Below are 25567 nucleotides of genomic sequence, written 5' to 3'. Positions count from 1 at the left end.
AGAGCCATGTTGAGCCTTTTGATTGGGATCCCGTTGTTGGGGAGCATCTTGATTGGGTTGATTCCCGAGCAGGCGGGGAAGGGCTTGCACCGGGCTTTGGCCTTGGGGTTTGGGTGGGTTTTGTTTGGCCTGAGCGCGGGGCTGTTGCTGATCTTTGACCCCCACCTTGGATCCCTGCAATTGGCGGAAAGGATGGCCTGGATCCCCCAGTTGGGCTTGGTTTATGAGGTGGGAGTGGATGGGATCTCTCTGCCTTTGGTGGTGATGACCGGGCTACTGGTGTTGATGGCTATTTGGGCCAGCGGCCAGGTGGAGCGGCCCCGCCTCTACTACAGCTTGGTGCTCATGCTGGCGGCAGCGGTGGCCGGAGCTTTTTTGGCTCAGAATTTGCTGCTGTTTTTCCTGTTCTACGAAGTCGAGCTGATCCCCCTGTATTTGCTCATCGCCATCTGGGGAGGGCCGCGCCGCACCTATGCCGCCACCAAGTTCTTGATTTACACCGCTCTGTCGGGGATCCTCCTCTTGATTGGCTTTTTCGGCCTCAGTTGGCTGAGCGATGCCCACAGCTTTACCTATACCGTCCTGCAGGCTCACCCCTTGCCCCTGGTGCAACAAACCCTGTTGCTTATTCCCATTCTGCTGGGGCTGGCCATCAAGATCCCCTTGGTGCCCTTCCACACCTGGTTGCCGGATGCCCATGTGGAGGCTTCCACCCCCATTTCCGTGTTGCTGGCGGGTTTGCTTTTGAAGTTGGGCACCTACGGCCTGGTGCGCTTTGGCCTGCAGCTCTTACCGGATGCTTGGGATCAAGCCGGGCCTTGGCTGGCCGGTTGGGCGGTGGTTAACGTGCTCTATGGATCCCTGAACGCCTTGGTGCAGCAGGATATGAAAAAGCTGGTGGCCTACAGCTCCATTGCCCACATGGGCTACATCCTCTTGGCTGTAGCAGCAGCCACTCCCCTCTCCCTGGTGGGATCCATCTTTCAGATGGTCAGCCATGGCCTCATCTCCTCGCTGCTGTTTCTTCTGGTGGGAGCCGTCTATGCCAACACCGGCACACGGGATCTCAAGCTGCTGCGGGGATTGCTCAACCCGGAGCGGGGCTTACCGCTTATTGGCAGCTTGATGGTGCTAGGGGTGATGGCCAGTGGCGGCACACCGGGCATGGTGGGCTTTATAGCTGAGTTCACCCTCTTTCGGGGCAGCTTTGCCGTCTTTCCCCTGCAAACGCTCCTGTGCATGGTGGGGACGGGATTGACGGCGGCCTATTTTCTGCTGATGGTGAACCGTGTCTTTTTTGGGCGCCTCTCGCAAGTGGCCATAGCCATGCAACGCCACGCCACTGAAGAGCGCCTGCCTGCTGTTGTTTTGGCAACGCTGGTGGTGTTACTGGGCCTGCAGCCTAGCTGGGCAACCCGCTGGGTGGAGTCCACCACCTTGGCCTTGGCCAAGGCTAACCTAGCTGGTGTTGCAGGACTGGTCACTGCCTTTCAGTTTGGGTTGTCTTCCTTTTGGTGATTTGATGAGATCGACGGAGTTTCTTTTGCTCCCATGACTGCCACTCTTGCTCCTGCTCCTTCCTGCTTCTTTCTGGCCGGCTTATCTCCTCTGGAGCAACTGCAACTGGCTCCTATTGTCCAGCACCTAGAGGCAGGGGGAGCCCTTGTGCCGGATGCCCCTGCCAATCGCCTAGAGGTCATTGGCATCCTGCATAGCTACGGCGAGGTGCTGGATGCCTATTCGCGCAATTTGATCTTTATTGCCGACCACCAATTTTTGGAGCTTTTTCCGGCGTTTAAGTATTTCAACGGCGAGATTACCCTGGGCAAATGGCTGCGCTACCTGTGGCATGACCGCATCAACTACGAGTTTGCCGAATACTGCATGAAGGCTATGCTCTGGCATGGGGGAGGGGGGCTAGACCGCTACCTGGATACCCCTGAATTTGTCGAGCGGGCCAAGAGAGCCATCCGGGCCAAAATCCGCTTCAATCCCTTCTTGCAGGGCTTGGGGATCTTGTTTCCCGACTTTGCTCTAGAACAGGTGCGCATGCTGGCTATGTACAGCGGCTTGGGCCAGTTTTGGCGGGTGATGAGCGATATTTTCCTGGCGCTGGCCAAGCGCTTTGAGACAGAACCCCACCTCACCATTCCCGACGTGGTGGCTCACATCCAGCAGGGGTTGGTGGCAGCTGCCGACAAGCCTATCACCTACGCTCCCTGCATCTGGGGCCGGCGCTATGAGATCATTCCTCTCTCAGCAGGCCTGACCTTCCTGCCGGATACGGCCATCCCTTATGTGGAGGCGGTGTTTTTCCGCTCCTTTCCCTTTATGGGCACGGTTTCCTACAACGCCCAGGCCCACCAGATCCCGGCTGAGCAGGCTGACTTTGCCTACGGCGCCCTCTACGCCGATCCGCTGCCGGTAGGCAGCGCTGGGATCCCGCCTACCCTGTTGATGCAGGATATGATGCGCCACCTGCCCCCCTACTTGCGAGAGCACTACCGCCGCCAGCCTCGCGGGGATGATGACCTGCGGGTGAAAATCTGCCTTAGCTTCCAAAAGGCCATGTTCTGTGTTACCACTGCCGCCCTGCGGGCTCTTGCCCCCTTCCCTCTGGAAACTCAGGATCCCCAGCAGCAGTTGGCCAACCGCAAGTTTCTGGCTCCTTGGCTGCAGCGCCTGCTGGGATCCCGTCTGTTAAAGGTGCAGGAAGAAAGGGTTGAGGCCTAGCTGAGCTGGGAACTGCTACTTTTGGTTACTGGAAGGGGGATCCCCTTTTCGGATACAATATCTGCGCCCAGTTGAGCAATGGGGTGGCGTAGCCAAGTGGTAAGGCAGAGGTCTGCAAAACCTCTATGCGCCAGTTCGAATCTGGCCGCCACCTTTTAAACCTTACTTGCATCCCAAGCAGGGCAAGCATGAAAGACAAGCTGATATTGATGATCCCCGGCCCCACTCCCGTTCCCGAGAGTGCTCTGCTGGCGATGGCACGGGGGCCCATCGAGCACCGCAGCAAAGAGTTCACCGCCATTTTGGAAGAGGTCACCGATGGGTTGCGCTGGCTGCACCAAACCACCTCCGATGTGTTTGTCTTTTCCGCCAGTGGCACTGGTGCCATGGAAGCCGGGATCCTCAACACCCTCAGCCCTGGGGATCGGGTTTTGGTGGGGGTGAACGGCAAGTTTGGGGAGCGCTGGGCGGAAATGTCCGAGCAGTTTGGCCTTCAGTGTGAGCGGGTGGAAACCCCCTGGGGGATCCCTTACCCCGTCGAGATCTTCCAAGAAAAGCTGGCTGCCGACCGGGAAAAAACCATCAAAGCCGTCATCCTCACCCACTCGGAGACTTCCAGCGGCGTAGCCAACGATGTCCAAGCCATTGCTGCTGCTGCCCGCGAGCACGGGGAAGCCCTCGTCCTGGTGGATGGGGTCACCAGCGTGGGGGCAATGCCGGTGTTAATGGACGAATGGGGCTTGGATGTGGTGGCCTCGGGATCCCAGAAGGGCTATATGATCCCACCAGGGCTGGGATTTGTGGCCGTCAGCCCGCGGGCCATGGCCGCTACGGAGCGCTCTAGGTTTCCCAAGTACTACTGGAGCTTTAAGCTGGCGCAAAAGGCCCTGCGCCAAGGCACCACTCCCTTTACACCGGCGGTGAACCTGTTTTACGCCCTGCAGGTTACCCTGCGCATGATGCGCGCAGAAGGGTTGGAAGCCATCTACCGGCGTCATGCCAAGCTGGCCCAGGCCACCCGTGCTGGCGTCAAGGCTCTGGGGCTAAAGCTCTTGGTTGATCCAGAGTCAGCGGCCAGTCCTTCGGTAACAGCTGTACTCGCTCCCGAAGGGATCAACGCTGACACCATCCGCAGCACCTTGAAGAAACACTTCGACATCGCCCTTGCCGCTGGACAAGACCACCTCAAGGGCAAAATCTTCCGCATTGGCCATTTGGGCTTTATCAGCGACCGCGATGTGCTGATGACCTTGGCTGCTCTGGAGTCAGCTTTACACACCGTGGGCTACAGCGACTTCACCCCAGGGGCGGGAACTCGCGCCGCCGAGGAAGTATTGGCCCACGGCTTCTGAGCCCCCAGCTCAGCTAGAAATCGCAGGAGCCCCGCACTGTACCCGTAGGGTCAGTGCCGGGAGAAATGCGCTTTGATGAAGTACAATGGACTTATGAGCCAAGTCCTGACAATATCCTGTAAGCTCAAGGCGTTCCCGTCACAAGCCGCCAAATTGGACGCGACGATGGATGTCTTTGTGCAGGCATTGAACTGGGTCAACCAGAACACGCCGGAGAAGATCGTCAACGCGGTCAAGTTGCAATCCCTTTGCTACTACGAGATTCGAGCTCGGTTCGGCTTGTCCAGTAACTTGGCTCAACAGGTGTGCAGACGGGTGGCAGGCGCTCGCAAAGTGGCGAGACAGCGCAACCGTCCGGTTAAAGAGTTCAAGCGTAGGTTCGTTACCTACGATGCACGTATCTTCTCATTTCGCGAGAAAGACTGGACGGTGTCGCTGACCACGGTGGAGGGGCGAGAGCGCTTTGAACTAGCCATTGGTAACTACCAGCGTGGGATGCTGGCTGGTTCTAACCCCAAATCGGCCACCCTAGTCCAGCGGAAGGACGGCTCCTACTACATCCAGATTTGCGTAGAGAAAAACCCGCCCAAGCAACAAGATACCGACAGGGTGATCGGGGTGGACTTGGGCAGGACGGATATCGCCCATACGTCAGAGGGGGACAATTGGAATGGGCAGCAGTTGAACCGAGTCCGCGACCACTACTCCAAGCTGAGGGCGGCACTCCAACGCAAAGCCAGTAAGGGCACACGCAGTTCGCGGCGCAGATGCCGTCAACTGTTGCAACGGCTGTCTGGCAAGGAGAGACGCTTTCAAACGTGGGTCAATCATCGCATCTCCAAAGTTATTGTCTCCAGGGCAAAAGCTACCAACAGCGCTATCGCCCTGGAAGACCTGACAGGGATCCGAGAAAGAGTCAATCAACAGCCGCGCAGCAAAGCCGAACGGCGCAGGGCCAACAGTTGGGCGTTTTATCAACTCCGTCAATTTTTGGAGTACAAGGCTCTGCGTGCAGGGGTTGCTTTGATTCTTGTTCCGCCTGCCTACACGTCGCAGACCTGCCACCGGTGTTTGCACATTCATCCCGACCCTGCGCAATCCTACCGCAGTGGAAAGAAGTTTAAGTGTGGACACTGTGGATGGGAAGGGGATGCGGATTTGAATGGTGCGAATGTGATTGCGCTTTTGGGGGCTGCTGTAAACCAGCCTAGAGGTTCGTGGTTGGCTTGCCAACTGCAGGGCTACCGAAAGCCCGCCCTGTACTGCGAAGCAGTCAGGGTCGGGTAGTTTACTAGTCTTTGACCCATAGCACTGACCCTTGCCCCTGGCTACAATGGGGGGACATGCTTAATAAAACTTCAGAACCCAAGGGTGGCTATGGTTGTCAGCTTGGAACGGGATCCCTGCGTGGTGCCTTCTGCTGGGGAGTTGCGGCAGGTGCTACAGGGGGTTGGCCCTCGTTCTTGTCCCTTGCAGTACAACTTTCACCTACACACTCGTTGTTCGGATGGGCAGATGGATCCCGTGGATCTGGCGGAGCAAGCACGCCGGCACGGTCTGAAGGGACTGGCCATCACCGATCACCACACCTTGAAGGGCTACGAGCGAGCCCGCGCCCACCTGGATCGTCCCGACGACCCCATCCTGTGGCCGGGGATCGAGATCACAGCCAACCTGTTGGGCTGTGAAGTGCATATTCTCGGCTACGGCTTCGATCCCACCGATGGTGTCCTGGATCCCTTTGCCCAAGGGGAGCAGGTTCCCGGCTTGCCCGCCGCCGACGCGATCCAGGCCATTCAAGCGGCAGGAGGCTTGGCGGTGTTGGCCCATCCCTTTCGCTATTGCCTGCCTGCAGAGGAAATTGTCCCAGCAGCAGCGGAGTTGGGAATAGATGGCCTTGAGGTCTACTACGCCTACAAAAACCCGGAGATTTGGATCCCTAGCCCAGAAGTGACGGAGAAAGCGGAAGAGTTGGCCGAGGCCTACGGACTTTTGAAAACCTGCGGCACCGACTCTCACGGCCCCAGTATCCTGAGGCGGATTTGAGCCAGGCTACCCAGAACAAGCTGCTACGGGCGTGGATAGAGCAGCTGACCAAGCCGGCGCAACTGCTCTGCAGTGCCCATACACAGCAGCAGATCCCCCGGCTGCAACAGGGTTTCTCCGCTGGGGCCACCGATCAACTGGCCATCCGCCCGTCGAATCGCCACCACCAAAGCTCCGGATCGGTTGCGCAAATCGGCTTTCCGTAGGGTTTGCCCGACATAAGGACATTCTTGGGCTGCCAGCTCGTACTCCTCCAGGTAGAAAGTGCGATCCCGACCGACAAGGATGCCATCCACAAAGTCCACAACCCGGGGGCGTAAGGCAGCCGCCGCCATGCGTTTTCCGCCCGTGATGTAGGGAGAAATGGCATGGGCAACGCCCGCCCGCTGCAGTTTTTGCAAAGCCTCCTCCGTATTGGCGCGGGCAATGGTGCGAATGCGGGGGTTCAAGGTGCGGGCCGACAAGACCACGTAGAGGTTCTCGGCATCGGAAGATAGGGCGGCAATCAGTCCCTCCGCCTGTTGCACCCGCGCTTCCAGCAAAGTGGCATCCAGAGTACTATCCCCCTGGAGAGCCACATATCCCAGCTCTTGAGCCACCTGAATCGCCTCAGCAGACTGATCGATCACCAAAAATGGCACCCCTTCTGCTCGAAACTCTTGGGCCACCTGCCGGCCAATGCGCCCGAAACCGCAAATGATGTAGTGGTTGTTCAGCGCTTCCATCTGTTTCTTCCATTTCCGTTGCCGGATCCCTTCCTGAAAATGTCCCTGGATGAGGGCCTCTGTAAAGCGATTCACCATGAACCCAATGCTCAAGACCCCCATCAGGATCAAGGCCACCGTAAATAAACGCCCCCGCTCCCCCAGCGGCCCCACCTCCATGAAGCCCACGGTGGTTAGGGTGATAACGGTCATGTAAAAAGCTTCCACCCAAGGCCACTGCTCCACCCCGTGGTACCAGAGGGTGCCGATCAGCACCACACACACCAATGCCCCCACACCCAAGCCGAGGTCTCGCCGGATCCCGGGATCCCTTTTGGCAGCCTGGAAGGGGGGACGAGCAGAAGCCATAGAGCCCAGCCAGATCTAGCCCAGGAAAAGGAAGCAAGAACTAGAATGGGGAAGAACCCGTTGTTGTTCGGTAACAAGCGGAGTGCCGATGCCTGAATACATCAAGGTGGAATATCGAATCGACAAAAACGGACAGGTTACCGAGACCGTACTGAATGGTTCTGGCTCCAGTTGTACCCTAGCTACCGCCGGCTTGGAATCGGCGCTCGGAGCCGTGCAGAAACGGGAGCTCTTGCCGGAGTTTCACCAACTGACTGAAATCGAGAGGGAGTCTGAGGTCTCCTTGAAGCAAACCCGCTGACTCCATATCCATTTGCCTAGGGTTCTCACCATCTTCTCATCACTTTTTCTTTTTGCTCCCCTTTCCGGCCGTATTGCCGGCTCGTGCCGCTCCAACCGCAGCCTGAAACAGCCAAACAGCCAATGGAGCAGCGACAACCAAGATGATGCTGGTGGGGCCGACGCCAAAATCCGGCTCGCCAGAAGCCAACTCGAAAATTGAGCCAACAGCAGCAATGGCGCTGAGGCAGGAAACGGCCAAGAGCAGGTAACCTTTAACGCTGGTGGTCATAGAGAACCCGTTTGAGAACTACACTTGCGCAGTACAGGGCAAGCCGGTCGAATGCGTATTCATTCGCTAAAAAGCCCTCCCACTCCTGAGAGGGCTAACTTTTATGCTAAAGCCAGGGATCCCTGTCCAGCAAGGCAAAACCAAAAGTGGGATCCCTAGAAGTTCAGCACTTGGGGTGTGGATTTAGCCGTTCACGATGATCTTGCCGACCATTCCGGCCCCACGGTGGGGCGTGCAGTAGTAGGTGTACTCACCTGGAGGAACATCGACAAAAGCTGACTCCACCACCTGCTTGGGAGCTGTAAGCAGCGCCTTGTGGGAGAGTTTGGCCGCCAAAGCCGCATCTCCACCGGGCACCTTGTCAAAGACGACGTTGTGGGGGTAGACCTTGTTGTTCACCCATTGGACGGTATCCCCTTGATTGATGGTGAGAGAAGGCGGATCGTAGACCAACTGGGCTTTGTCGGATCCCATTTTGACGATGTAGGTTTCGGCAGCAGCAGGGTTGGACAAGAGCGCCACAGCTACCCCCCCAACCACAAGGCTGAGCAGGATGAGCTGCAAACGCTTCACCAGGTTGAAAACTAGAGACATGGATTCCTCTCAAAACGCAACAGCAGTTATCCCAGACTTTGCGGCTCGGTTGCCCCTTTCCAGGTTACGAAGAGCACCCAGCCAGGCGGATGGGCAGCAGGGACAGTTGAATTCCCAATGCTTATTATAAGAGGGCTCATCCCAGAATAGAGCAATGCCCAACTGCGGGGCGGCAACATCCATCCTTTACAGGGAGCCGCGGCAGACCGAACCCGTCAAACAACAGAACTCTCTCGCGGGTCTATGGCAACACTTCTGCTGGGCAACCCGATGCGGCTGGATCCCCGGCCAGTTGGGGCAGGATGTTTTGGCGGTTGGTGAGCGTGCGCAGGGAACCGAGAGCCAGTTTTCCGGGTCGTCCTCATCTCTACCCAAAAGTGCTTCGCAAAGTTTCGAAAGTAGAGATTCTTTTTCCGTGGGATCCCTTAAAGTCCAAGAGTGTCTTGCCTAACAAATCCGTAGGGTTGTCGATGCACAAGAAGGGCAAATCATCCTAATCTCAAAGAGCAGGTTCTTGGATGCTGCTGGTCGGTATTCCTTTGAGATTCCTCAATAACATCACCTGAAAGTCAGTTGGTTGTTCAGCCCTCACCAAAATAGGGAGTCTGTTAAGATGAGCGTACAGCGTTCACCCGTAGTTGGTCCAAGCAAGAGTCGGCTTGCAACCAGTTTAGAATCGCTGGATCAGCGGCTTAACGTTCAAATCCTGGCCCGTTGCATCGGCAGTGCCTTGAACCTGGGCGCTCCCCTCAGGGTTGAAGTACACTACACCTCAAAAGTGCAGCAGTAAGGTTTTCTTACCAGGCCGATCTGGAGGCACAGCTTCATACTGCAGTTTTTACTTATCTGAGCCTGGAGTGAGTTTTTGGACTTCTTACTTCACTGTATAGCCATATAGCCACTGCTAGCTAAGACAACGCATCTAGCGTATGAGGAAACTCCTCTGGCTCTCTAGAAGAGAGGAGCGAGCGTAAGCCAATTTCTCGGCCAGAAGGTTGTATGGCAGTCGGCTACAGGGATCCCTGAACTTCCTGATCCTGAGATGCTTTGGGGATGAGTTACATTGCCATCGGCCAAACCCTTTGCCAGAGGTTGAAACTCTCTCCCTCTGAGGTGCGGGATCCAGAAACCCTTCTGCCCCGGAGGGCAGGGTGCTCTAAGTTGGCTTAACATTATTTCATGACCGGGCCTGGCCCTCACCTTGCCAAGGGCGGGTGGCCAATATCAGTGCCTAGGGATCCGGCTCAACTTCCTTCCCATTGCAGGCAAAACGACCATGGTAGGCATCTTCAAGCGCTTGTTCGGCTCGCGCGGCAAAGCTGCGGCCACGTCCTCACCGGAAACTGTTGCTAAGCCAACCCCAAAGAAAGCGAAAAACGACAATACTTTTTTTCTCGACCCAGATGAAGCCAAAACCCTTGGCAACATCGAGTATATGCGCACCCCCAGGATCGTGAAGCACACCTTCCAGGATTTCGGCAGCAAGGAGAAGGTGGAGGTGGTGGAGCAGGTCTCTTCCCTCAGCAAAGTTAAGTTGTCCACAGAGCAAGCCAAAACTCCTGAAACTGCTGCTGAGCAGGGATCCTCCGCTTCAAGCAGCAGCGGAGCAAGCCCACGCCGTCAGGGGGGATCGGACATGGATACCTTCCGCAATATGGCCCGCAGCCTGAGACGCAAATAGGCCAAATTCAGGTTGATCCCCGTCAGAGCCGAGCCAGAGGCTGGATCCCAGCTTTCCTCTTCGCAGCAGCGACAGGCGTGATACAACTGCTATCGAACCGGCTAATCTGCGACTGAACTGAGGAGGAGCAATGGCGATTAAGCGAGGCACCCTGGTGCGGGCCATCCGCGAGAAACTGGAGGGTAGTTTAGAAGCGCAGGCGAGCGATTCTTTTATTCCCAACTACGTTTTCGAGACCCCCGGAGAAGTCGTGGATATCAAAGGTGACTACCTGCAGATTAAGTTTGGGGCTGTTCCCACCCCTACGGTTTGGCTGCGGGCGGATCAGGTTCAGGAGATGGCGGGTTGAGTAGAAGCACGGAATGTTCCCCATCTGCATACCCCGTGATGGGGTGAAGGGGGATCCATGGCACTCCTGGCTGCTCCCAACCGTGAACGAATCCTGCAGCGTAGGCAGCTTTTGCGTCGGCAACGGCGCAGCCGATTCTGGCAGGGATCCTGGCGCCTGACCGGTTCGATGACCCTCTTGGCGCTGCTGGTGCTGGGCCTACGGCAGCCCCACTGGCAAATTCGTCAGCCAGAACAGATTCAGGTAAAGGGTGCCCACTGGGTCGATCCCGCCTGGATACGGGCACAATTGCCCCTGCAGTATCCCCTCAACATTTGGCAGGTGCAACCGGCTGTTTTGGAAAGGGCTTTGCTGGGATCCCCGACCCGCCCCTCTCCCATCGAAAGCGTCCAGGTGCAGCGGCGGCTGCTGCCGGTGGGTGTCATCGTCCAGGTGCGGGAACGGCAACCTGTGGCGCGCGCGCGATGGGGCGACCAGATGGGCTGGGTGGATGTCCAGGGCAACTGGCTGTCTCCCGATCCCTACCGTTCCCCCAAGTCTTGGCCTGAGCTGGAGCTGCTGGGCTGGGAGAACCACACCCCAGACCAATGGGCGCTGTTGCTCAAGGCTTTGCAGCAATCCGAAATCCAGATTAGGGCAGTGGATTGGCAATCTGGAGCGGGAATTACCCTGCATACTGAGCTGGGCAACGTCTACCTGGGGCCGATTTCCGACCGCTTGCCCTTGCAAATTCAGACCCTCAACCAAATGCGGGATCTGCGCCGCTACTGCGAGTGTACGCCCGACGACATCGTCCACATTGACCTGACCAGCCCCAGTGTGCCCACCTTGCAACTTACCCCCACGGCCACCCAGGAGCGCTGGAAAGACGTGCGGATGCCCTAACTTTGCTATGAACCCGGTGCCGGCGGTGGAGGTGAACCAATTGTGGACAGCTTATCCCGGTCATCCGCCGGTGCTGCAAGGGCTGGATCTACGGGTCGAGGTTGGGCAACATCTGGGGGTGATCGGCCCCAATGGCGCGGGTAAAACTACCCTGTTCCTCACTCTCTGCGGCCTGTTGCCCCCCTGCTCTGGCCAGGTGAGTTTGTTTGGCCAGCCGCTGCGGCCCGGCCAGTTTCGCCCTGAGGTGGGGTTGGTGTTTCAGGATCCCAACGACCAACTGTTTGCCCCATCGGTGGCCGAAGATGTGGCCTTCGGACTGCGCAATTTGGCCCGTCCTGAGGCGGAGATTGCGGCTGCGGTTCGAGAGGCCTTGCACCTGACCGGCACCCTCCATTTGGCTGATCGTCCCCCCCATCACCTCTCCGGTGGGGAAAAGCGCATGGTCGCCATTGCCGGGATCCTGGCGATGAAACCCCAGTTGGTGCTCTACGATGAGCCGACGGCCAACCTCGATTTGCGAGCCCGGCGCCGGTTGATAGTTTTTTTGCAACAGGCCGCCCACACTTTTCTGCTGGCTTCCCACGATCTGGAGCTGATCCTGGAGGTGTGCGATCAGGTCATCCTGTTGGATCAAGGGCGGATCTGGGCCCAGGGATCCCCAGCCCACCTGATGGGCCAAGCCGACCTCATGGAAGCCCACGGCCTGGAAGTGCCCCCCTCACTGCGCCGATAACGACAAAAGTTGAAAAGATATCAAGAATTATTTTTAAGCTGACAACATTTTTGCTTCTCTTAATAAAAAGCTATCGTGCTAATTAAAAATATTGATTTTCGTCCAGGATTGAGTGGGGATATCATTTTGTTAAGTCGGGGATCCCTTCTCTGAGTCGTCCTAATCGATTTTGTATGATCGATTGTGTACAAGAAAGATGTGGACTTAGCTCAGAGTTGGCAGCTTTGCCCGCCTGAGTGACAGTTGCGGTTAACCCTGATGGCTCCTACAACCTGTTCTGACTTCAGTCGGAGGTCTGTGGCTCAGAGCCTTCTCCCCTCAGAGGGGGGTCTCTGGTGGCTGGGGTAGGTGTCGCCGGGAAAAGCTGTCAATCGAGATTTGGGCAGAGGATCTCTCTGATGAAATCGAAAGGAGATTGCATGAGCGAACCCAATAAGCGAGATCAATTTGCCTTGTTGCTGGGTTCGACAACGTTCAGGAACTGAGTGTTCAGAAGTGGAGAGTTGATATGCCTATTGCAGTTGGAATGATCGAGACCCGCGGGTTCCCGGCAGTGGTAGAAGCTGCCGACGCCATGGTCAAGGCAGCCCGCGTTACCCTGGTGGGTTACGAAAAAATCGGCAGCGGTCGGGTCACCGTGATCGTGCGGGGGGATGTCTCGGAGGTGCAAGCCTCAGTGGCTGCCGGTTTGGAGTCTGCCAAGCGGGTGAGCGGGGGTGAGATTCTCTCCCACCACATCATTGCCCGTCCCCACGAGAACCTGGAGTTTGTGTTGCCCATCCGCTACACCGAGGCGGTGGAGCAGTTCCGCACCTAGTCCCCACTTCAGTAAAGTTCGCACCCCAGAAAGTTCGCACCCCACTTTCACTTTCAGCGTAAGGAGTACCTATGGCTATTGCAGTTGGAATGATCGAAACCCTGGGCTTCCCGGCAGTGGTAGAAGCTGCCGACGCCATGGTCAAGGCAGCCCGCGTTACCCTGGTGGGTTACGAGAAAATCAGCAGCGGTCGGGTCACCGTGATCGTGCGGGGGGATGTCTCGGAGGTGCAAGCCTCGGTGGCTGCCGGCATTGACTCGGTGAAGCGGGTGAACGGCGGCCAGTTGTTGTCTTGGCACATTATCGCCCGTCCCCACGAGAACCTGGAGTACGTGTTGCCCATCCGCTACACCGAGGATGTGGCTCAGTTCCGCGAAGGGGTCAATGCCATCCGTCCCTTCACCCGTCCCTGATGCGTATTGCCATTGTGCGGGGCACCGTCACCAGCACTCAAAAGGATCCCAGCTTGACGGGCGTGAAGTTTTTGTTGGTGCAGTACGTCGATCTCGAGGGCCAGCCGCAACCCGATTACGCTGTGGCTGCCGATCCGGTGGGGGCCGGCATTGACGAGTGGGTGCTGGTTAGCCAAGGCAGTGCCGCTCGCCAGCCGCAAGGAAACCAGACTCGCCCGCTGGATGCAGTGGTGATGGCGATTATCGATACGGTCAGCGTTGGCGGTCGCTCTCTCTACAACAAGCGCGATCAACGCTAGCTGGGATCCCTTCCCTTCTCATCTCTCTTGCTGCCCTTGTCCGCCCTACTGCGTTCTAGAGGCTCACGGTTATGCCTGCTCACACCTATGCTGCACCGCCAACGCCCTGGTCTCGCCGACTGGCGGAGCCCAAGATCGATCCCACAGCCTACGTGCATTCTTTCTCCAACCTCATTGGGGATGTGCGGGTGGAAGCGGAGGTGCTGATCGCCCCGGGAACTTCCATTCGCGCTGACGAGGGATCCCCCTTCCACATTGGCGCCAGATCCAACATTCAGGATGGGGTGGTCATCCACGGCCTGGAACAGGGGCGGGTGATAGGAGAAGACGGCCAACCCTACTCCGTTTGGATTGGCAGAAACACTTCCATTGCCCACATGGCTCTGATCCACGGGCCGGCCTACGTGGGCAACGACTGCTTTATTGGCTTCCGCTCGACGGTGTTCAACGCTCGGGTTGGGGATGGCTGCATCATCATGTTGCATTGCCTGATCCAGGATGTGGAGATCCCCCCAGGCAAGTACGTGCCTTCTGGATCCATCATCACCACCCAGGCCGAGGCCGACCGGCTGCCCGACGTCCAGGATAGCGATGCCAAGTTTGCCCAACACGTGATCGGCATCAACCAAGCCCTGCGAGAGGGCTACCAGTGCAGCGAAAACCTCGTCTGTATTGCTCCCATCCGCAACGAACTGCAGCGCACCTCTAACTCAACGGCTACGGAGACGGCACCCATGACTCATTCTTCCCATCGCGGCAATGGCCGGAACGGCGGCGGATCCCCTCTCAAGCCGGAGGTGGTGGAGCAAATTCGTGCCCTGTTGGCCCAAGGCTATCGCGTGGGGCTAGAGTATGCCGATGCTCGCCGCTTCAAAACCTCTTCCTGGCAAAGCGAAAGCCCAATCACCAGCACCCACGAGGCGGAGGTGGTGCGATCGCTGGGGGCCATCCTGGCGGAGCACCAGGGAGAATATGTGCGCCTACTGGGGATCGATCCCAAGGCTAAACGGCGGGTGCTGGAGCAAATCATCCAAACCCCCGATGGGCCGGCGCTGGTCTCTGGGATGCCCAGCCGCGTCTCGGCAGCCGCTGCTCCGGGTTCTGGGGCGGTCGGCTCTCGCTCTGGCTCAGGGCTGGAGGAGGAGATCCGGACTTTGTTGGCGCAGGGGTATCGCGTTGGCCTGGAGGTGGCCGATGCCCGCCGCTACCGCACCTCTTCTTGGCAGACCTTGGGCAATTTGAGCGGTCAGCCGCAGGAGATCCTGGCCGCTGTTCAGGCTGCCCTAGCAGAGCACCAGGGAGAATATGTGCGCCTGTTGGGGATCGATCCCAAAGGCAAACGGCGGGTGCTGGAGAAGGTCATTCAAACCCCGCAAGGCCAGGTGAGCAGCAGTCCTGCAGGAACCGGCGTGGTGGCAGATACGGCTCCTGCGGCAGGGGGCAGTGCCGGCCTGGATCTGGAGGTGCAGGAGGAGGTGCATCGGCTGCTGGCTCAGGGCTATCGCATCGGCTACGAATATGCCGACGAGCGCCGCTTCAAAACCTCTTCCTGGCAGAGTGGGCCGGCCATTCGCGCCACCCGCGGGCCAGAGGTGTTGGCTAAGCTGACGGCTGCCCTGGCGGAGCACCAGGGAGAATATGTGCGCCTGCTGGGGATCGATCCTAAAGGCAAACGGCGGGTCTATGAGCGCATCATCCAAACCCCTGGCGGAAAATCTGCTGCTGCTGCCGCGGCTCCTGCTTCTGCCCCCAAGGGATCCCCTTCTGGCACCCGCCTCAATGCCGAGGTGGTGGCTCAGGTGCAGCAGTTGCTCAGCCAAGGCTACCGCATCGGCACCGAACATGCGGACAAGCGCCGTTTTCGCACCTCTTCTTGGCAAAGCTGTAGCCCCATCGAGGCCACCCAAGTGCCGCAAGTGGTGGCAGCTCTGGAAGCCTGTCTGGAGGAACATCGCGGCGAATACGTCCGCCTGCTGGGGATCGATCCCAAGGCCAAACGGCGAGTGCTGGAGCAGATCATCCAAACCCCTTGAGGGATCCCAGCTTTTTTTGACCTCTGTTGGTTCAAGCCCAACCCCCCAGCGATGAGGAGCACTTTGTTGGCCTCTACTTTGCCCAACTCCATGACGCTCCGCGCCTTGCCTGGCCAGAACGACGAAACTCGCTATTTTGTCAGTGGTGAGGTGCAGGTGGAAGCTGGGGCGGGGATTGGGGCAGGGGTGCTGCTGCGGGCCAACCCCGGCTGTCGAATTCACATCGGGCGCGGCGCGTGTATCGGCATGGGATCCGTTCTGCACGCCTGTGGGGGATCCCTCATCGTGGAGGCGGGAGCAACCTTGGGAATGGGGGTGCTGGTGCTCGGGCAGGGCACCATCGGCAAAAACGCCTGCATCGGCTCAGAAACCACAGTGCTGAATTGTTCGGTGCTCAGCCAAGCAGTCATTCCCCCCGGCTCGCTGCTCGGGGATCCCACCTATGGTTTCGATCTCCAGGAGGCGGGCGGCAGCAAGCCCATCCCGGCAGAGCCCTCGCCGGCGGCAGTGGAAATGGCTCCAGAGATGTCGCCTGAGCCGTCTCCCCCACCCAGTTCTCCGGTGGCCAATGTTGAAAAGCAAACCCGCCGCTGGCAGGAAGCTGCCGAGCAAACCCAAGAAAAGTCCGGTTCCCCAAGGACCAAAACGCGCAACCTCAACGGGATCCCTGGCCATTGGGAATTGGATCGCCTCTTGAGCAAGATTTATCCCCATCGACAGGTGCTCTCCTCTGGGGATGGCCGGCTCTGATGGCTAAACTGGCGTGAGTGGTTAGGATGCCGATGTCAACCTCCCTGGGCCTGATTCAGACGCGCAGCTTTCCGGTCATCGTGCGCATTGCTGACGCCATGACCAAGTCGGCAGGCGTGACGCTGATCGGCTTTGAGAAAACCTCGGGGGGCTATTGCACAGCCATTGTGCGGGGGGGAATTGCCGATGTGCGCATTGCCATTGAGGAGGGCATTGAGCTGGCCCGCCAGTTTGACCAAGAGGAGATCTCCAGTTTGGTGATCCCGCGCCCCCTGCCCAACTTGGAAGTGGTACTGCCGATCAGCAGCAAGCTGTCTCAACTGGCACAAAACCGCGGCTACAGCCGCCTCAGTAACTTGGCCGTGGGCCTGCTGGAAACTCGCGGCTTCCCGGCAATGGTGGGAGCTGCCGATGTCATGCTCAAAACCGCGGATGTCCAACTGGCGGCCTACGAGACCATTGGGGATGGCCTATGTACGGCCATTATCCGCGGTACAGTGGCCAACGTGGCCATTGCCATCGATGCCGGCATGTACGAAGCAGAGCGCATTGGGGAATTGCACGCGGTGGCAGTGATCCCCCGCCCTCTGGACGAACTGGAGCAAGCGCTGCCCGTGGCCAGTTGTTTTGTTGCTCAACCGGTTACCCTGCCGGTAACCCTTCCTCAAGTTCAGGAACAGGAGGTGCAACGCAGCGATACAGCCGTAGAGCGGATCCCTGTTTATCTGGAGCCGCCTGAAACTCCCTAGCCCCCTGAGAAACCCATCTGTTGCCCAAGAAAGCCGAGCAGGGCAGAGGGGAAAAATGCTAGGCTACTGGAAGACCTGGGTCCGTGCAGCTCCGACGCCCAAACCGTGTCAGGATCGGAAGATAGCAGCACCACGGGATGCTCTGAGCAGGCGCGTCAACCCGGGTCGCCCTTTGCAGCCCTACTTCTCTCTGCTGGGTTCTCTCCTCCTTGCCCTAGCAGCGCATTACACTATGTCCGAAACAGACAATCCCCTCGCCAACTGGGCTCAAAAAGCCTTTTACTTCGGCATGGGTTTGGCGGCTGTGGCGGCGGATAATGCTGCCAAGGTGGCCAGCAAAGCGGGTATCCGTCTGATGGAGTTGCGCAAGCAGGCGCAAGCTTTGGTGGACGAGCTGGTGGAGCGGGGGGCGATGACCGCTGAAGAGGCGCGGGCTTACATGGATGCCATCGCCGCCAACGCCAACCGCAAGGGGGAATACAGACAAACTGCCGGCCCCCGCAAGATCACCATTGATGACATTAGCGATACCGAGGGCGAGGCAGGCACGGCCATCGAACTTTCAGAAGCGGCCCGTCTGCGCCAGAAGATCGCCGAATTGCAAGCTGAGTTGGATCGCCTCAAGGGCAAATCTTGAGCGGAAGGACAGCCCGGCAGGAAGGTAGGAATGCATTGCTTCCTAGCTCCTCTCCCCTTTTGCATAGCGGAAGCGGTACCGCAGAGCACTTGGGAAGTGTCTCAACCTAACTTGAAATGACCCTAAAGATTGAGGCTACCGTCAGGTGGATCGTCTCTGTGAAGTGTTAGGGATCCTCATCCTTGTAGAGCGAGGAGCAGGTCAAGCTGATTCATTTCCAAACTGCAGAAAAGATAAGGGCGTCTGCCGGGTGGGCAGGAGCGTCTCAATCGAGTCTCAATCAAACTGGGTTGAGTTTGAGCTCAGGCAGCAGGAATGAGGATCCCGTCTTCCGAGAGAAAGCGGGAGCTGAGAAAGGGACGCAGCGCCTTGGGAATGCGAATCGAGCCATCCGGCTGTTGGTGATTTTCCAGCAGGGCAGCCAGAGAGCGCCCCACCGCCAAGCCAGATCCGTTCAGGGTGTGGACAAACTGGGTGCCTTTCTGGCCGGCTTCTTTGTAGCGCAGGTTAGCACGGCGGGCCTGAAAGTCCCAGCAGTTGGAGCAACTGGAGATCTCGCGGTATTGATTTTGGGAGGGGAACCACACCTCCAAGTCAAAGCAGCGGGCTGCCGCAAAGCCCAAATCGCCGCTACACAGCTCCACCACCCGGTAGGGCAGCTCCAGCATCTGTAAGATGGCCTCGGCATCCTGCACCAGCTTCTCGTGTTCGGCTTCCGATTGATCTGGGCGAGTGACCTTGACCAGCTCCACTTTTTGAAACTGGTGCAACCGGATCAGCCCCTTGGTGTCGCGGCCATAGCTGCCCGCCTCACGGCGAAAACAAGGGGTGTAAGCACAGAAGTAAAGAGGGAGGGACTCCGCAGGGATCACCTCATCCCGGTACAGATTGGTAAGGGGAACTTCCGCCGTCGGGATCAGCCACAGGTCGTCGTCAGCACAGCGAAAGCTGTCTTCGGCAAACTTGGGCAACTGCCCCGTCCCCTGCAAAGCGGCGCTGTTGACCAAAAAGGGTGGGATCACCTCGGTGTAGCCGGCTGCAACGTGGCGCTCCAGCATCATGGCAATCAAAGCCCGTTCCAGGGCCGCGCCCGCCCCTACCATAGCCACAAAGCGGCTTTGGGCCACTTTGACCGCACGGCCAATCTCCAGCAACCCCAGTTTTTCGGCAATCTCTTCATGGGGAAGGACAGGATGGGCCGGCTTTAGCTCCTCACCCCAGCGGCGCACCTCTACATTGTCGGCCTCATCTCGGCCAACCGGCACGCTGGGCAGGGGCAAATTGGGCAGGGTAAGCAGCCGAGCACGAATCTCCTCTTCCAGCTCCCGTTCCTGCTGCTCCAGTTGGGCAATCTCGGCCTTGAGATCCACCCCCTGCTGCCGCAGGGCCGCCACTTCGGGGCCTTGGGGATCCGCCCCCTGGCGGATGATCTCGCCGACTTTTTTGCCGAGGCTGTTGCTTTCGGCCTGCAGGGATCCCTTGCGGGTCTCCAACTGCCGCCGCTCCCGATCCAACTGCAGGATCCCGTCCAGATCGACTGTGGCCCGGCGATTTTGCAGGGCTTGGCGTACTTGTTCAGGGCGATCCCGCAGCAGCTTCAGATCCAGCACAGAGATGGTCTACCCTCAGCTCCAGATATCCGACCTATTTCTTTAGCCAGCTAAACATGGCCCGCAGCTCCCTGCCCACCTGTTCAATGGGGTGTTCGGCCTCGCGGCGCCGCATCGCAGTAAGCCCTGGCTTGCCGGCCTGATTTTCCAAGACAAATTCACGGGCAAATTGGCCGCTTTGAATCTCGGCGAGGATGCGTTTCATCTCGGCGCGGGTTTGCTCCGTGATGATGCGGGGGCCACGGGTGTAGTCGCCGTATTCTGCCGTGTTGGAGATGCTGTGGCGCATTTTCTCCAAGCCCCCCTCGACAATGAGATCCACGATCAGCTTCACCTCGTGCAGGCACTCGAAGTAGGCCAGTTCCGGCTGGTAGCCCGCTTCCACCAAGGTTTCAAACCCCGCTTTGATCAGAGCCGTCAGCCCACCGCAGAGCACCACCTGCTCGCCAAAGAGGTCGGTTTCGGTCTCTTCCCGGAAGGTGGTTTCCAAAATGCCGGCCCGCGTGCCACCGATGGCTTTGGCATAGGCCATGGCCCGCTCCCGTGCCATTCCCGAGGCATCTTGATAGACGGCAAACAGGCAGGGCACCCCTTCCCCCGCTTGGTAGGTGCGCCGCACCAAGTGCCCAGGGCCTTTGGGGGCAACCATGATGACATCCACGTCTGCCGGCGGCTGGATCTGCCCGAAGTGAATGTTGAAGCCGTGGGCAAAGAGGAGCACGTTCCCCGGCTGCAGGTGGGGACGGATTTCGCCCTGGAAAACGGCCTTTTGCACTTCATCGGGCAGCAAAACCATTACCCAATCGGCGGCAGCGGCAGCATCCGCCACCGTTTTGACCATTAAGCCGTCTTGCTCGGCTTTGGGCCAGGAAGGGCTGCCAGGGTAAAGGCCAACGATGACCTGGACACCGCTATCGCGCAAATTGAGGGCGTGGGCGTGGCCTTGGCTGCCATAGCCGATGATGGCAACGGTTTTATCGGCCAGAAGCTCCAGATTGGCGTCGGTGTCGTAGTAGAGGCGGGCCATGGTCGAGCGGGGCGTAAGCAGGTGCTTGACTAGGATAGCAGGATTGGATCCAACTTGCTGACCTCAAGCGCCGTGATGAACAGTTTTCACCCACCTTAGGCGCTTGGGCTGTACACACATGCGAGCGGTTGTGGCGATCATAACCGGCAGCCAGTGGAGCATGTAGACCAAGCCCAGGGCGGTGTGCCACCAAAGTCGCCGTCCGCGCAAGCCCTCCACCTGGCGTAGCCCCCGGTAAAAAGCCACCGTCAGGCAGCCCATCACCAGAGCGTTCAAGGGGAGCAGCACCGAGGAGTGGCCCGTCAACAGCACCCAGAGGGTATCGGGAACCAAGGCCATCGGCAGCAAGTACTGAGAAATAAAGAAGGCCCAGAGATCTACTGTTTTGGCCATCCCCATGCGGCGACTGAGGATCCCTGGCCAGTAGTCGAGATAGCGCTGGTAGCCCCCTTCCGCCCAGCGGCAGCGCTGGTGCCAGAGACTTTTCCAAGAGGTGACCCCTTCTTCGACGATGGCCGGCTCCGTCAGAAAGGCGATATCTACGCCCGCCAGGTGCAGCTTGAAGGTGAGATCCAGGTCGTCAGTGAGGGTGGCCTCGTTCCAGCCGCCGCACTTTTCCAAAACATCTCGCCGCACCAGTTGGCCATTGCCGCGTAGCTCGCCAATGCCCCTCACGGCCACGCGCTGCTGCTGAAAATAAGCGTCGGAGGCCATTTCCGCCACCTGCCCCAAAGTCCAGAAGTTGACCTTGGGGTTGCTCAGGGCCTTGCGCACCTGTACAGCCCCTACCATCCGTCTGCCAAAACGGCTGCGCAGGCTGCTCACTTGAACAAACAAGGGTAGAGTGCGGGCAAGAAAATCCGAGGGCACCACAGCATCGGCATCGCAGACCAGGATGATCTCCCCTTGAGTCAGGGGCAGTACCTCGTTGAGGGCACCGGACTTGCCCCCCCCTCGTCCTGGCTGCCGCCGGTAAACCCGCAGATGCGGGATCCGCTTTTGGGCTTCCCGCAGAACTTCAGGGGTGGCATCGCTGCTGTTGTCGTCGATGGCCCACAGCTCCAGATGGCTGGTGGGGTAACGGAGCTGGGTCAAGCTGTGCAACAGCCGTGGGAGCACTGCGCTCTCATTCTTGGCTGGGATCAACACAGCTACACGGGGCAAGGCCAGCCCGCCCAACTCAGAAAGCCCGCTCTGCCCATCCCGTTGCATTGGCAGGACAGAGTCATTGTTGTTAGGGTCATCGCTGTTATCTGTTGACCTGGGATCCCGGCGGGTCGCAGCGGCAGGAGGAAGTCTCAGAGGGGGCAGGGAGGTCGCCGGTTGCAGGCGAAATAAGCGGCTAATGTGGATCACCATGAACGTGGCCAGACCGACGGTGATCCAACGGGCCGTCGGCACCACATGCATCAGGCTGACCACCCCCCACACCATGGCCAGAACCAGCAGAGCCTTGAGACGGCGGCGCTGGGCCGAGGTGAGCAACCAATCGGGAAGATGAAGATCCTCGAGAGGCTCTGGCTCTGACCAGACGAACTCAGACATGGGGATCCTCCCACGGGCGACAACGCTACCCAACCTCGCCAGCCTGTGCGAGCGTTAACCCAAAGGCTGTTAAGAGGTTGTTACCTATTGTCACCCATTGTGTTGGCGAAACGGAGTTCTCGAGAACCTACAGGCGAGAAAATTGGGGATCCCGACTGCCGCTTCTCCGGCAAGGGGGTGAGCGGCCTATGGGTTACCGCGAATCTCTTTGATCACCCCATCTTCCAGGAGGATCTCAACCTGCATTTTCTGGATCAGGTTGTCTCCTTTTTGGACTCGGAAGAAGCTCTCCACATTGCCCTGCAGCACTTCTTGGTTAAGCTCCAGGGTGCTCAGTTGGTTGATCTGCTGCAACAATTGGTTTTTCTGATCCAAGAGGCGGATTTTCTGCTCGTTCACGCGGCTTTTCACCGCTTCCACCTGTTGGAGCACTTGGGGGCTGTTGGGGTTGGGGCTCTGTTTCTCCAGTTCGGCAATAGCCCGCTTGCCCTGAAACTCCAGTTGTTGCATCTGAGCATCGGTGGCTTCGATCTGCCGCTCTAATTGCTCCTGCATTTCCTTTTTCCAAAGGGGTGTGACCACCACCTTGATGGGAATGTTGCGCTTGAGCAGTAACTGAGTGCCGTTGCTGACGTTGTTTTCTTCCATAAGACTCATCCAGGCAGACGACCAACCAAACCAGGGGCTTGTGCCCATTGTAGAAAGCTTCCCTCAAAAGCTCTGGGGTTGGGGAAGAGGAGCTTGACAGACCGGATCCTCCCCCGCCGAGCCGGGGAATCCATCTACTTATCCTACCGGCTGGGATCCCTGCGGTAAAGTCTTGATTTCGGGAAACTGCAATTTTGGTTAAGGATCTTAAAGGCCGCCGCCTTGCCCTGGCACAGATTCGGCTAGCGTGAGAGACAGTGTTCTTTTTTGCGGCAGCCATGAGTGAACTGGCTTCGACCCCCTCCAAACCCTCTGCTGGGATCACCAAGCCGGTGCGGATCGCCTCTCGAAAAAGCGAGTTGGCTTTGGTGCAGACCCAGTGGGTGATGGGTCAGTTGCAAGAACACCATCCGGGATTACCCCTGGAGCTCAACACCCTCTCCACCCAGGGAGACATCATCCTGGATGTAGCCCTGGCCAAAATTGGAGATAAAGGTCTCTTTACCAAGGAATTGGAGGTTAGCCTGCTCAACGGCAGCAGCGACTTGGCGGTACACAGCCTTAAAGACTTGCCCACTCGCCTGCCGGAGGGCTTGGTGTTGGGGGCGATCACGCGGCGGGAGGATCCCCTGGATGCTTTGGTGGTGGGGGAAAAGTTCCGGGATTACCGACTGGCCACCCTGCCAGAGGGGACGGTGATCGGCACTTCATCGCTGCGGCGACTGGCCCAACTGCGCCATGCCTTTCCCCACTTGCGCTTTAAGGACGTGCGGGGCAACCTCAACACCCGCCTGGCTAAGCTGGAGCGGGGAGAGTACGATGGCCTGATTTTGGCGGTGGCCGGCTTGAAGCGTCTGGGCAAAGCCGACCGGATCCACGAGGTGCTGGATCCCAGCGTGTCTCTGTACGCGGTTGGGCAGGGATCCCTGGGAATCGAGTGTCGGCAGGGAGATGAGCGGATTCTGGAGCTTATCCGACCCTTGGCCGATGCGGAGGCCACAGCCCGCTGCTTGGCAGAGCGAGCTTTCCTGCGGGCTTTGGAAGGAGGGTGTCAGGTGCCCATTGGCGTTCACAGCCAAGTCCGAGGGGAGGAGCTGCACCTAACCGGTATGGTGGCCGAGCTGGATGGCCGGCGGCTCATCCGCGATACTCAGACGGGATCCACCGCCGATCCCGAGGCAGTGGGGATGGCTCTTGCAGAAAAGCTAAAACAGCAGGGGGCCGACGAGATTTTGCAAGCCATTTTTGCCCAGGCCCGCCGTTAGGCTTTCCTATTTTTTCTGAGTAGGCTTTGAGAACTTCAGCTAGGGTCAGCTGAAGAAAAGGGGGAACAATGAAGTCACCCCTACGTGAATTGCACTCAAATGGGAAATTCGCATTCGCAGCAGCAGTATCTAAGCTCTAGCTCAGCTTGCAAAACCGCAAACTTTGTAAATTCTTGTGAATTCCAGCTCAATTCCAGCTTTTTCCTTTGCTTGATCATGTAGCGGGGCTTGGCTTCCTAGAAGGGCAAGAATTAGAGACGGGAGAAAATCCGCCGCTCAAATTTCAGCCCCAGCCAGATTACCCCGATCCCACAGGCCACCAACACCGCCGACTTGGCCAACAGGCCGGTTGGGTACTCGAAAAAGCGGGTCAGCACCACCAGGGTTAGCCCCAACAGTCCCTGCCAGAAGCGCCCCCGCCGCCCTTGCTGTAGCCCTTCCCAGCAGAGCACTGCTGACAGCCCCAGCAACAGCAAGGTCACTATCCAGGGGGCAAAGAGGACCAAGGCTGCTCCTGCCGTCACGTTCAAAGGCACAGCGCTGCCGATCCCCAGCAAAAGCGCCAAGGCAACCAGAGAAATCAGAACAGCAGCATCCTTCAGCCAAGACGAAACGGGCTGGGATCTCTTCTCCTGCCAACCCTGCCACCAGCCCCAGCCCGTCAGCAGCAGCAACCCCACTGCCGACAAGCTCGCCCAGGGATCCCCAACGTTCCAGAGGGGATCCTCGGAAAGATCGACCCACGTCCCGACAAAGCTCCAGACATAGAGCAGAACACCCAGCCCCAGCAGAGCCAAGTTCTGGGCTGTCGGGGCCAAATCCAAGCCTTGCTCCAGCTCGCCGGGAAGCTCTGGATCCCTTCCTTCGGTTGAAACCTGCCTTATCCAAGGATCATGGCGTTGGTGCCAGAGAGCCAGCCCCCACACAACTGCAACACCAAGCAGATGCAAAAGGGTTAAACCTTGGAAAGAGCTGCCCAAACGCTCGGCTAACCCTTGCAACGCCAGGCCAAAGTTCACCACGGCCAGGGCAAAAACCCAGCGAGAGCAACACCAATAGGCCAGAGGAACCAGCAGGCCCAGGGTCAACCAAGGATAGAGGAAGTTGACAGTCCCCCAATCCACGAAGTCGGCTACCATCCCCAAGCCCAGCAGAAGGCAGGCCAGTACACCACTGGGGCTGTGACGCAAGCCGTAGGCCATGGCCAAACCGCCCATCCCCCAGGCCCAAAACAGGCCTGCCGCGGATCCGCCAAGCTGAACCCACTGCGCCATCAGGCCAATACAGGCTCCCAGGGTCAGTTCACCGGCTATCAGCAGGGCGCTGCCCAGCCGTCGGGATCCCTGCTGCCAAACCTGGAAGCCAGCCACCTGCAGCCCTACCATGAGGGCCAAGCACCCCCAGGCTCTTGCCCAGCGGGGAATGGCAGCCCAGTTGGCCGCCACAAAGGAGATCACCCCTAGGCCCACCAGAACTGCGCCAAACAGTAGCAGCACCAAGACAAAACGGCTGCCGGCCGCTCGGGGCAAGCTATCCAGTTGGTAGTACTCCCACAGCCGATCCCGCTGCTCAGGTTCAATCAACCCCTGCTCCACCCAGGCATCCAGCAGGTTGGCCAGTTGGCGGCGGAAACGCTCGCCGGGGTAGGGGGGGCGGGGAGAGGTCATGGCGGGATCCCGACAAGCGAAAGGAGGCTCGGGCGTTAAAGGAGTGGGATCGCTGAGGCGATTATAGTCCCTCACCCCTGGCTCCTCTCC

26 protein-coding genes, 1 tRNA gene and 1 other RNA gene are annotated in these 25567 nt (G+C 58.6%); 20 read left to right on the top strand and 8 right to left on the bottom strand.

What is annotated here, in order from left to right; genetic code table 11:
- Nucleotides 1-6: 6 nt before the first annotated feature.
- The 6 genes from ACVWY9_RS06040 to ACVWY9_RS06015 all read left to right on the top strand — a co-directional run bounded on the left by ACVWY9_RS06040 (nt 7) and on the right by ACVWY9_RS06015 (nt 6131).
- On the top strand, nt 7-1518 hold the full coding sequence (locus ACVWY9_RS06040; RefSeq protein ID WP_457387781.1) for an NADH-quinone oxidoreductase subunit M: 1512 nt from the start codon (nt 7-9) through the stop codon (nt 1516-1518).
- A 33-nt stretch (nt 1519-1551) separates the two neighbouring features.
- Nucleotides 1552-2733, top strand: coding sequence for a CO2 hydration protein (locus tag ACVWY9_RS06035; protein ID WP_457387780.1), 1182 nt, complete (start codon nt 1552-1554; stop codon nt 2731-2733).
- Between the two features lie 82 nt (nt 2734-2815).
- Nucleotides 2816-2887 (top strand) — tRNA-Cys (locus ACVWY9_RS06030).
- A gap of 34 nt (nt 2888-2921) precedes the next feature.
- On the top strand, nt 2922-4085 hold the full coding sequence (locus tag ACVWY9_RS06025) for a pyridoxal-phosphate-dependent aminotransferase family protein (protein ID WP_414419384.1): 1164 nt from the start codon (nt 2922-2924) through the stop codon (nt 4083-4085).
- A gap of 93 nt (nt 4086-4178) precedes the next feature.
- Nucleotides 4179-5372 (top strand): RNA-guided endonuclease InsQ/TnpB family protein, encoded by a 1194-nt coding sequence (locus ACVWY9_RS06020; RefSeq protein WP_457387804.1) that lies wholly within the window; start codon nt 4179-4181, stop codon nt 5370-5372.
- A 90-nt stretch (nt 5373-5462) separates the two neighbouring features.
- Nucleotides 5463-6131, top strand: coding sequence for a PHP domain-containing protein (locus ACVWY9_RS06015; protein WP_414352014.1), 669 nt, complete (start codon nt 5463-5465; stop codon nt 6129-6131).
- Nucleotides 6132-6154: 23 nt separating this feature from the next.
- Here ACVWY9_RS06015 and ACVWY9_RS06010 read toward each other — a convergent pair whose 3' ends face one another.
- The gene (locus ACVWY9_RS06010) at nt 6155-7204 is read right to left on the bottom strand and encodes a potassium channel family protein (RefSeq protein WP_414373746.1); all 1050 of its coding nucleotides are present in this window, start codon (nt 7202-7204) and stop codon (nt 6155-6157) included.
- An 88-nt stretch (nt 7205-7292) separates the two neighbouring features.
- On the opposite strand from ACVWY9_RS06010, the gene ACVWY9_RS06005 reads away from it, so the two are divergent.
- Complete coding sequence (locus ACVWY9_RS06005; protein WP_414344087.1) at nt 7293-7505, top strand: DUF2997 domain-containing protein; 213 nt, start codon at nt 7293-7295, stop codon at nt 7503-7505.
- Nucleotides 7506-7544: 39 nt separating this feature from the next.
- On the opposite strand, the gene ACVWY9_RS06000 is transcribed toward ACVWY9_RS06005, so the two are convergent.
- Both ACVWY9_RS06000 and petE read right to left on the bottom strand, forming a co-directional pair.
- The gene (locus ACVWY9_RS06000; protein ID WP_011433402.1) at nt 7545-7775 is read right to left on the bottom strand and encodes a hypothetical protein; all 231 of its coding nucleotides are present in this window, start codon (nt 7773-7775) and stop codon (nt 7545-7547) included.
- Between the two features lie 183 nt (nt 7776-7958).
- Nucleotides 7959-8369 (bottom strand): plastocyanin, encoded by a 411-nt coding sequence (gene petE, locus ACVWY9_RS05995; protein ID WP_414373743.1) that lies wholly within the window; start codon nt 8367-8369, stop codon nt 7959-7961.
- Between the two features lie 1276 nt (nt 8370-9645).
- Here petE and ACVWY9_RS05990 point away from each other — a divergent pair.
- From ACVWY9_RS05990 to ACVWY9_RS05935, 12 genes are all read left to right on the top strand, one after another.
- Nucleotides 9646-10050: a hypothetical protein gene (locus ACVWY9_RS05990; protein ID WP_011433399.1), complete on the top strand. Its 405-nt coding sequence runs from the start codon at nt 9646-9648 to the stop codon at nt 10048-10050.
- A gap of 130 nt (nt 10051-10180) precedes the next feature.
- A complete protein-coding gene (ndhO, locus tag ACVWY9_RS05985; protein WP_414343789.1) occupies nt 10181-10399 on the top strand; it encodes an NAD(P)H-quinone oxidoreductase subunit O in 219 nt (72 codons plus the stop codon).
- 57 nt (nt 10400-10456) lie between these two features.
- Nucleotides 10457-11284: a cell division protein FtsQ/DivIB gene (locus ACVWY9_RS05980; RefSeq protein ID WP_457387779.1), complete on the top strand. Its 828-nt coding sequence runs from the start codon at nt 10457-10459 to the stop codon at nt 11282-11284.
- Nucleotides 11285-11291: 7 nt separating this feature from the next.
- Nucleotides 11292-12017 (top strand): energy-coupling factor ABC transporter ATP-binding protein, encoded by a 726-nt coding sequence (locus ACVWY9_RS05975; RefSeq protein WP_457387778.1) that lies wholly within the window; start codon nt 11292-11294, stop codon nt 12015-12017.
- A 508-nt stretch (nt 12018-12525) separates the two neighbouring features.
- Nucleotides 12526-12834, top strand: coding sequence for a carbon dioxide-concentrating mechanism protein CcmK (locus ACVWY9_RS05970; RefSeq protein ID WP_011430450.1), 309 nt, complete (start codon nt 12526-12528; stop codon nt 12832-12834).
- 71 nt (nt 12835-12905) lie between these two features.
- Complete coding sequence (locus ACVWY9_RS05965; RefSeq protein ID WP_011433395.1) at nt 12906-13247, top strand: carbon dioxide-concentrating mechanism protein CcmK; 342 nt, start codon at nt 12906-12908, stop codon at nt 13245-13247.
- Complete coding sequence (locus tag ACVWY9_RS05960) at nt 13247-13546, top strand: EutN/CcmL family microcompartment protein (protein WP_011433394.1); 300 nt, start codon at nt 13247-13249, stop codon at nt 13544-13546. Before ACVWY9_RS05965 ends, ACVWY9_RS05960 begins: the two co-directional genes overlap by 1 nt.
- Nucleotides 13547-13617: 71 nt before the next feature.
- Complete coding sequence (locus ACVWY9_RS05955; RefSeq protein ID WP_457387777.1) at nt 13618-15579, top strand: ribulose bisphosphate carboxylase small subunit; 1962 nt, start codon at nt 13618-13620, stop codon at nt 15577-15579.
- 66 nt (nt 15580-15645) lie between these two features.
- Nucleotides 15646-16329, top strand: a complete 684-nt coding sequence (locus ACVWY9_RS05950; RefSeq protein ID WP_457387776.1) for a hypothetical protein — start codon at nt 15646-15648, stop codon at nt 16327-16329.
- 32 nt (nt 16330-16361) lie between these two features.
- Complete coding sequence (locus ACVWY9_RS05945; protein WP_457385246.1) at nt 16362-17078, top strand: carbon dioxide-concentrating mechanism protein CcmK; 717 nt, start codon at nt 16362-16364, stop codon at nt 17076-17078.
- A gap of 72 nt (nt 17079-17150) precedes the next feature.
- Nucleotides 17151-17248: signal recognition particle sRNA small type (gene ffs / locus ACVWY9_RS05940), an RNA gene on the top strand.
- A gap of 62 nt (nt 17249-17310) precedes the next feature.
- Entirely contained in the window at nt 17311-17715 is a 405-nt protein-coding gene (locus tag ACVWY9_RS05935; protein WP_457387775.1) for a hypothetical protein, read from the top strand.
- Between the two features lie 302 nt (nt 17716-18017).
- Here ACVWY9_RS05935 and serS read toward each other — a convergent pair whose 3' ends face one another.
- The 4 genes from serS to ACVWY9_RS05915 form a co-directional block, all read right to left on the bottom strand.
- Nucleotides 18018-19325 carry a serine--tRNA ligase gene (gene serS / locus ACVWY9_RS05930; protein ID WP_457387774.1) on the bottom strand — a complete coding sequence of 436 codons (1308 nt, stop codon included), beginning with the start codon at nt 19323-19325 and terminating at the stop codon, nt 18018-18020.
- A 34-nt stretch (nt 19326-19359) separates the two neighbouring features.
- Nucleotides 19360-20352: a ketol-acid reductoisomerase gene (gene ilvC, locus ACVWY9_RS05925; protein ID WP_457387773.1), complete on the bottom strand. Its 993-nt coding sequence runs from the start codon at nt 20350-20352 to the stop codon at nt 19360-19362.
- A 63-nt stretch (nt 20353-20415) separates the two neighbouring features.
- Nucleotides 20416-21897, bottom strand: coding sequence for a glycosyltransferase (locus tag ACVWY9_RS05920; RefSeq protein WP_457387772.1), 1482 nt, complete (start codon nt 21895-21897; stop codon nt 20416-20418).
- A gap of 186 nt (nt 21898-22083) precedes the next feature.
- Nucleotides 22084-22545, bottom strand: coding sequence for a YlqD family protein (locus ACVWY9_RS05915; RefSeq protein ID WP_414329203.1), 462 nt, complete (start codon nt 22543-22545; stop codon nt 22084-22086).
- A gap of 278 nt (nt 22546-22823) precedes the next feature.
- On the opposite strand from ACVWY9_RS05915, the gene hemC reads away from it, so the two are divergent.
- Nucleotides 22824-23810 carry a hydroxymethylbilane synthase gene (hemC, locus tag ACVWY9_RS05910; RefSeq protein WP_457387771.1) on the top strand — a complete coding sequence of 329 codons (987 nt, stop codon included), beginning with the start codon at nt 22824-22826 and terminating at the stop codon, nt 23808-23810.
- 251 nt (nt 23811-24061) lie between these two features.
- Here the strand turns inward: hemC and ACVWY9_RS05905 are convergent, their stop codons facing one another.
- Nucleotides 24062-25552 carry a DUF2157 domain-containing protein gene (locus tag ACVWY9_RS05905; protein WP_457387770.1) on the bottom strand — a complete coding sequence of 497 codons (1491 nt, stop codon included), beginning with the start codon at nt 25550-25552 and terminating at the stop codon, nt 24062-24064.
- Between the last annotated feature and the right edge of the window lie 15 nt (nt 25553-25567).

The organism is Thermostichus sp. OS-CIW-31 (assembly GCF_054060305.1).
This window is presented reverse-complemented; position numbering and strand designations above follow the sequence as displayed.

What these genes read in the sequence shown, in the direction of transcription:
- ACVWY9_RS06020 (WP_457387804.1), top strand. Translation starts at nt 4,179, where the DNA reads ATGAGCCAAGTCCTGACAATATCCTGTAAGCTCAAGGCGTTCCCGTCA.
- ACVWY9_RS05960 (WP_011433394.1), top strand. Translation starts at nt 13,247, where the DNA reads ATGCGTATTGCCATTGTGCGGGGCACCGTCACCAGCACTCAAAAGGAT.
- ACVWY9_RS06035 (WP_457387780.1), top strand. Translation starts at nt 1,552, where the DNA reads ATGACTGCCACTCTTGCTCCTGCTCCTTCCTGCTTCTTTCTGGCCGGC.
- hemC (WP_457387771.1), top strand. Translation starts at nt 22,824, where the DNA reads ATGAGTGAACTGGCTTCGACCCCCTCCAAACCCTCTGCTGGGATCACC.
- ACVWY9_RS05935 (WP_457387775.1), top strand. Translation starts at nt 17,311, where the DNA reads ATGTCCGAAACAGACAATCCCCTCGCCAACTGGGCTCAAAAAGCCTTT.
- ACVWY9_RS05965 (WP_011433395.1), top strand. Translation starts at nt 12,906, where the DNA reads ATGGCTATTGCAGTTGGAATGATCGAAACCCTGGGCTTCCCGGCAGTG.
- ACVWY9_RS06000 (WP_011433402.1), bottom strand. Translation starts at nt 7,775, where the DNA reads ATGACCACCAGCGTTAAAGGTTACCTGCTCTTGGCCGTTTCCTGCCTC.
- petE (WP_414373743.1), bottom strand. Translation starts at nt 8,369, where the DNA reads ATGTCTCTAGTTTTCAACCTGGTGAAGCGTTTGCAGCTCATCCTGCTC.
- ACVWY9_RS05975 (WP_457387778.1), top strand. Translation starts at nt 11,292, where the DNA reads ATGAACCCGGTGCCGGCGGTGGAGGTGAACCAATTGTGGACAGCTTAT.
- ACVWY9_RS06015 (WP_414352014.1), top strand. Translation starts at nt 5,463, where the DNA reads ATGGTTGTCAGCTTGGAACGGGATCCCTGCGTGGTGCCTTCTGCTGGG.
- ACVWY9_RS05970 (WP_011430450.1), top strand. Translation starts at nt 12,526, where the DNA reads ATGCCTATTGCAGTTGGAATGATCGAGACCCGCGGGTTCCCGGCAGTG.
- ACVWY9_RS05990 (WP_011433399.1), top strand. Translation starts at nt 9,646, where the DNA reads ATGGTAGGCATCTTCAAGCGCTTGTTCGGCTCGCGCGGCAAAGCTGCG.
- ACVWY9_RS05945 (WP_457385246.1), top strand. Translation starts at nt 16,362, where the DNA reads ATGTCAACCTCCCTGGGCCTGATTCAGACGCGCAGCTTTCCGGTCATC.
- ACVWY9_RS06010 (WP_414373746.1), bottom strand. Translation starts at nt 7,204, where the DNA reads ATGGCTTCTGCTCGTCCCCCCTTCCAGGCTGCCAAAAGGGATCCCGGG.
- ACVWY9_RS06005 (WP_414344087.1), top strand. Translation starts at nt 7,293, where the DNA reads ATGCCTGAATACATCAAGGTGGAATATCGAATCGACAAAAACGGACAG.
- ACVWY9_RS06025 (WP_414419384.1), top strand. Translation starts at nt 2,922, where the DNA reads ATGAAAGACAAGCTGATATTGATGATCCCCGGCCCCACTCCCGTTCCC.
- ACVWY9_RS06040 (WP_457387781.1), top strand. Translation starts at nt 7, where the DNA reads ATGTTGAGCCTTTTGATTGGGATCCCGTTGTTGGGGAGCATCTTGATT.
- ndhO (WP_414343789.1), top strand. Translation starts at nt 10,181, where the DNA reads ATGGCGATTAAGCGAGGCACCCTGGTGCGGGCCATCCGCGAGAAACTG.
- ilvC (WP_457387773.1), bottom strand. Translation starts at nt 20,352, where the DNA reads ATGGCCCGCCTCTACTACGACACCGACGCCAATCTGGAGCTTCTGGCC.
- ACVWY9_RS05980 (WP_457387779.1), top strand. Translation starts at nt 10,457, where the DNA reads ATGGCACTCCTGGCTGCTCCCAACCGTGAACGAATCCTGCAGCGTAGG.
- ACVWY9_RS05920 (WP_457387772.1), bottom strand. Translation starts at nt 21,897, where the DNA reads ATGTCTGAGTTCGTCTGGTCAGAGCCAGAGCCTCTCGAGGATCTTCAT.
- ACVWY9_RS05915 (WP_414329203.1), bottom strand. Translation starts at nt 22,545, where the DNA reads ATGGAAGAAAACAACGTCAGCAACGGCACTCAGTTACTGCTCAAGCGC.
- ACVWY9_RS05955 (WP_457387777.1), top strand. Translation starts at nt 13,618, where the DNA reads ATGCCTGCTCACACCTATGCTGCACCGCCAACGCCCTGGTCTCGCCGA.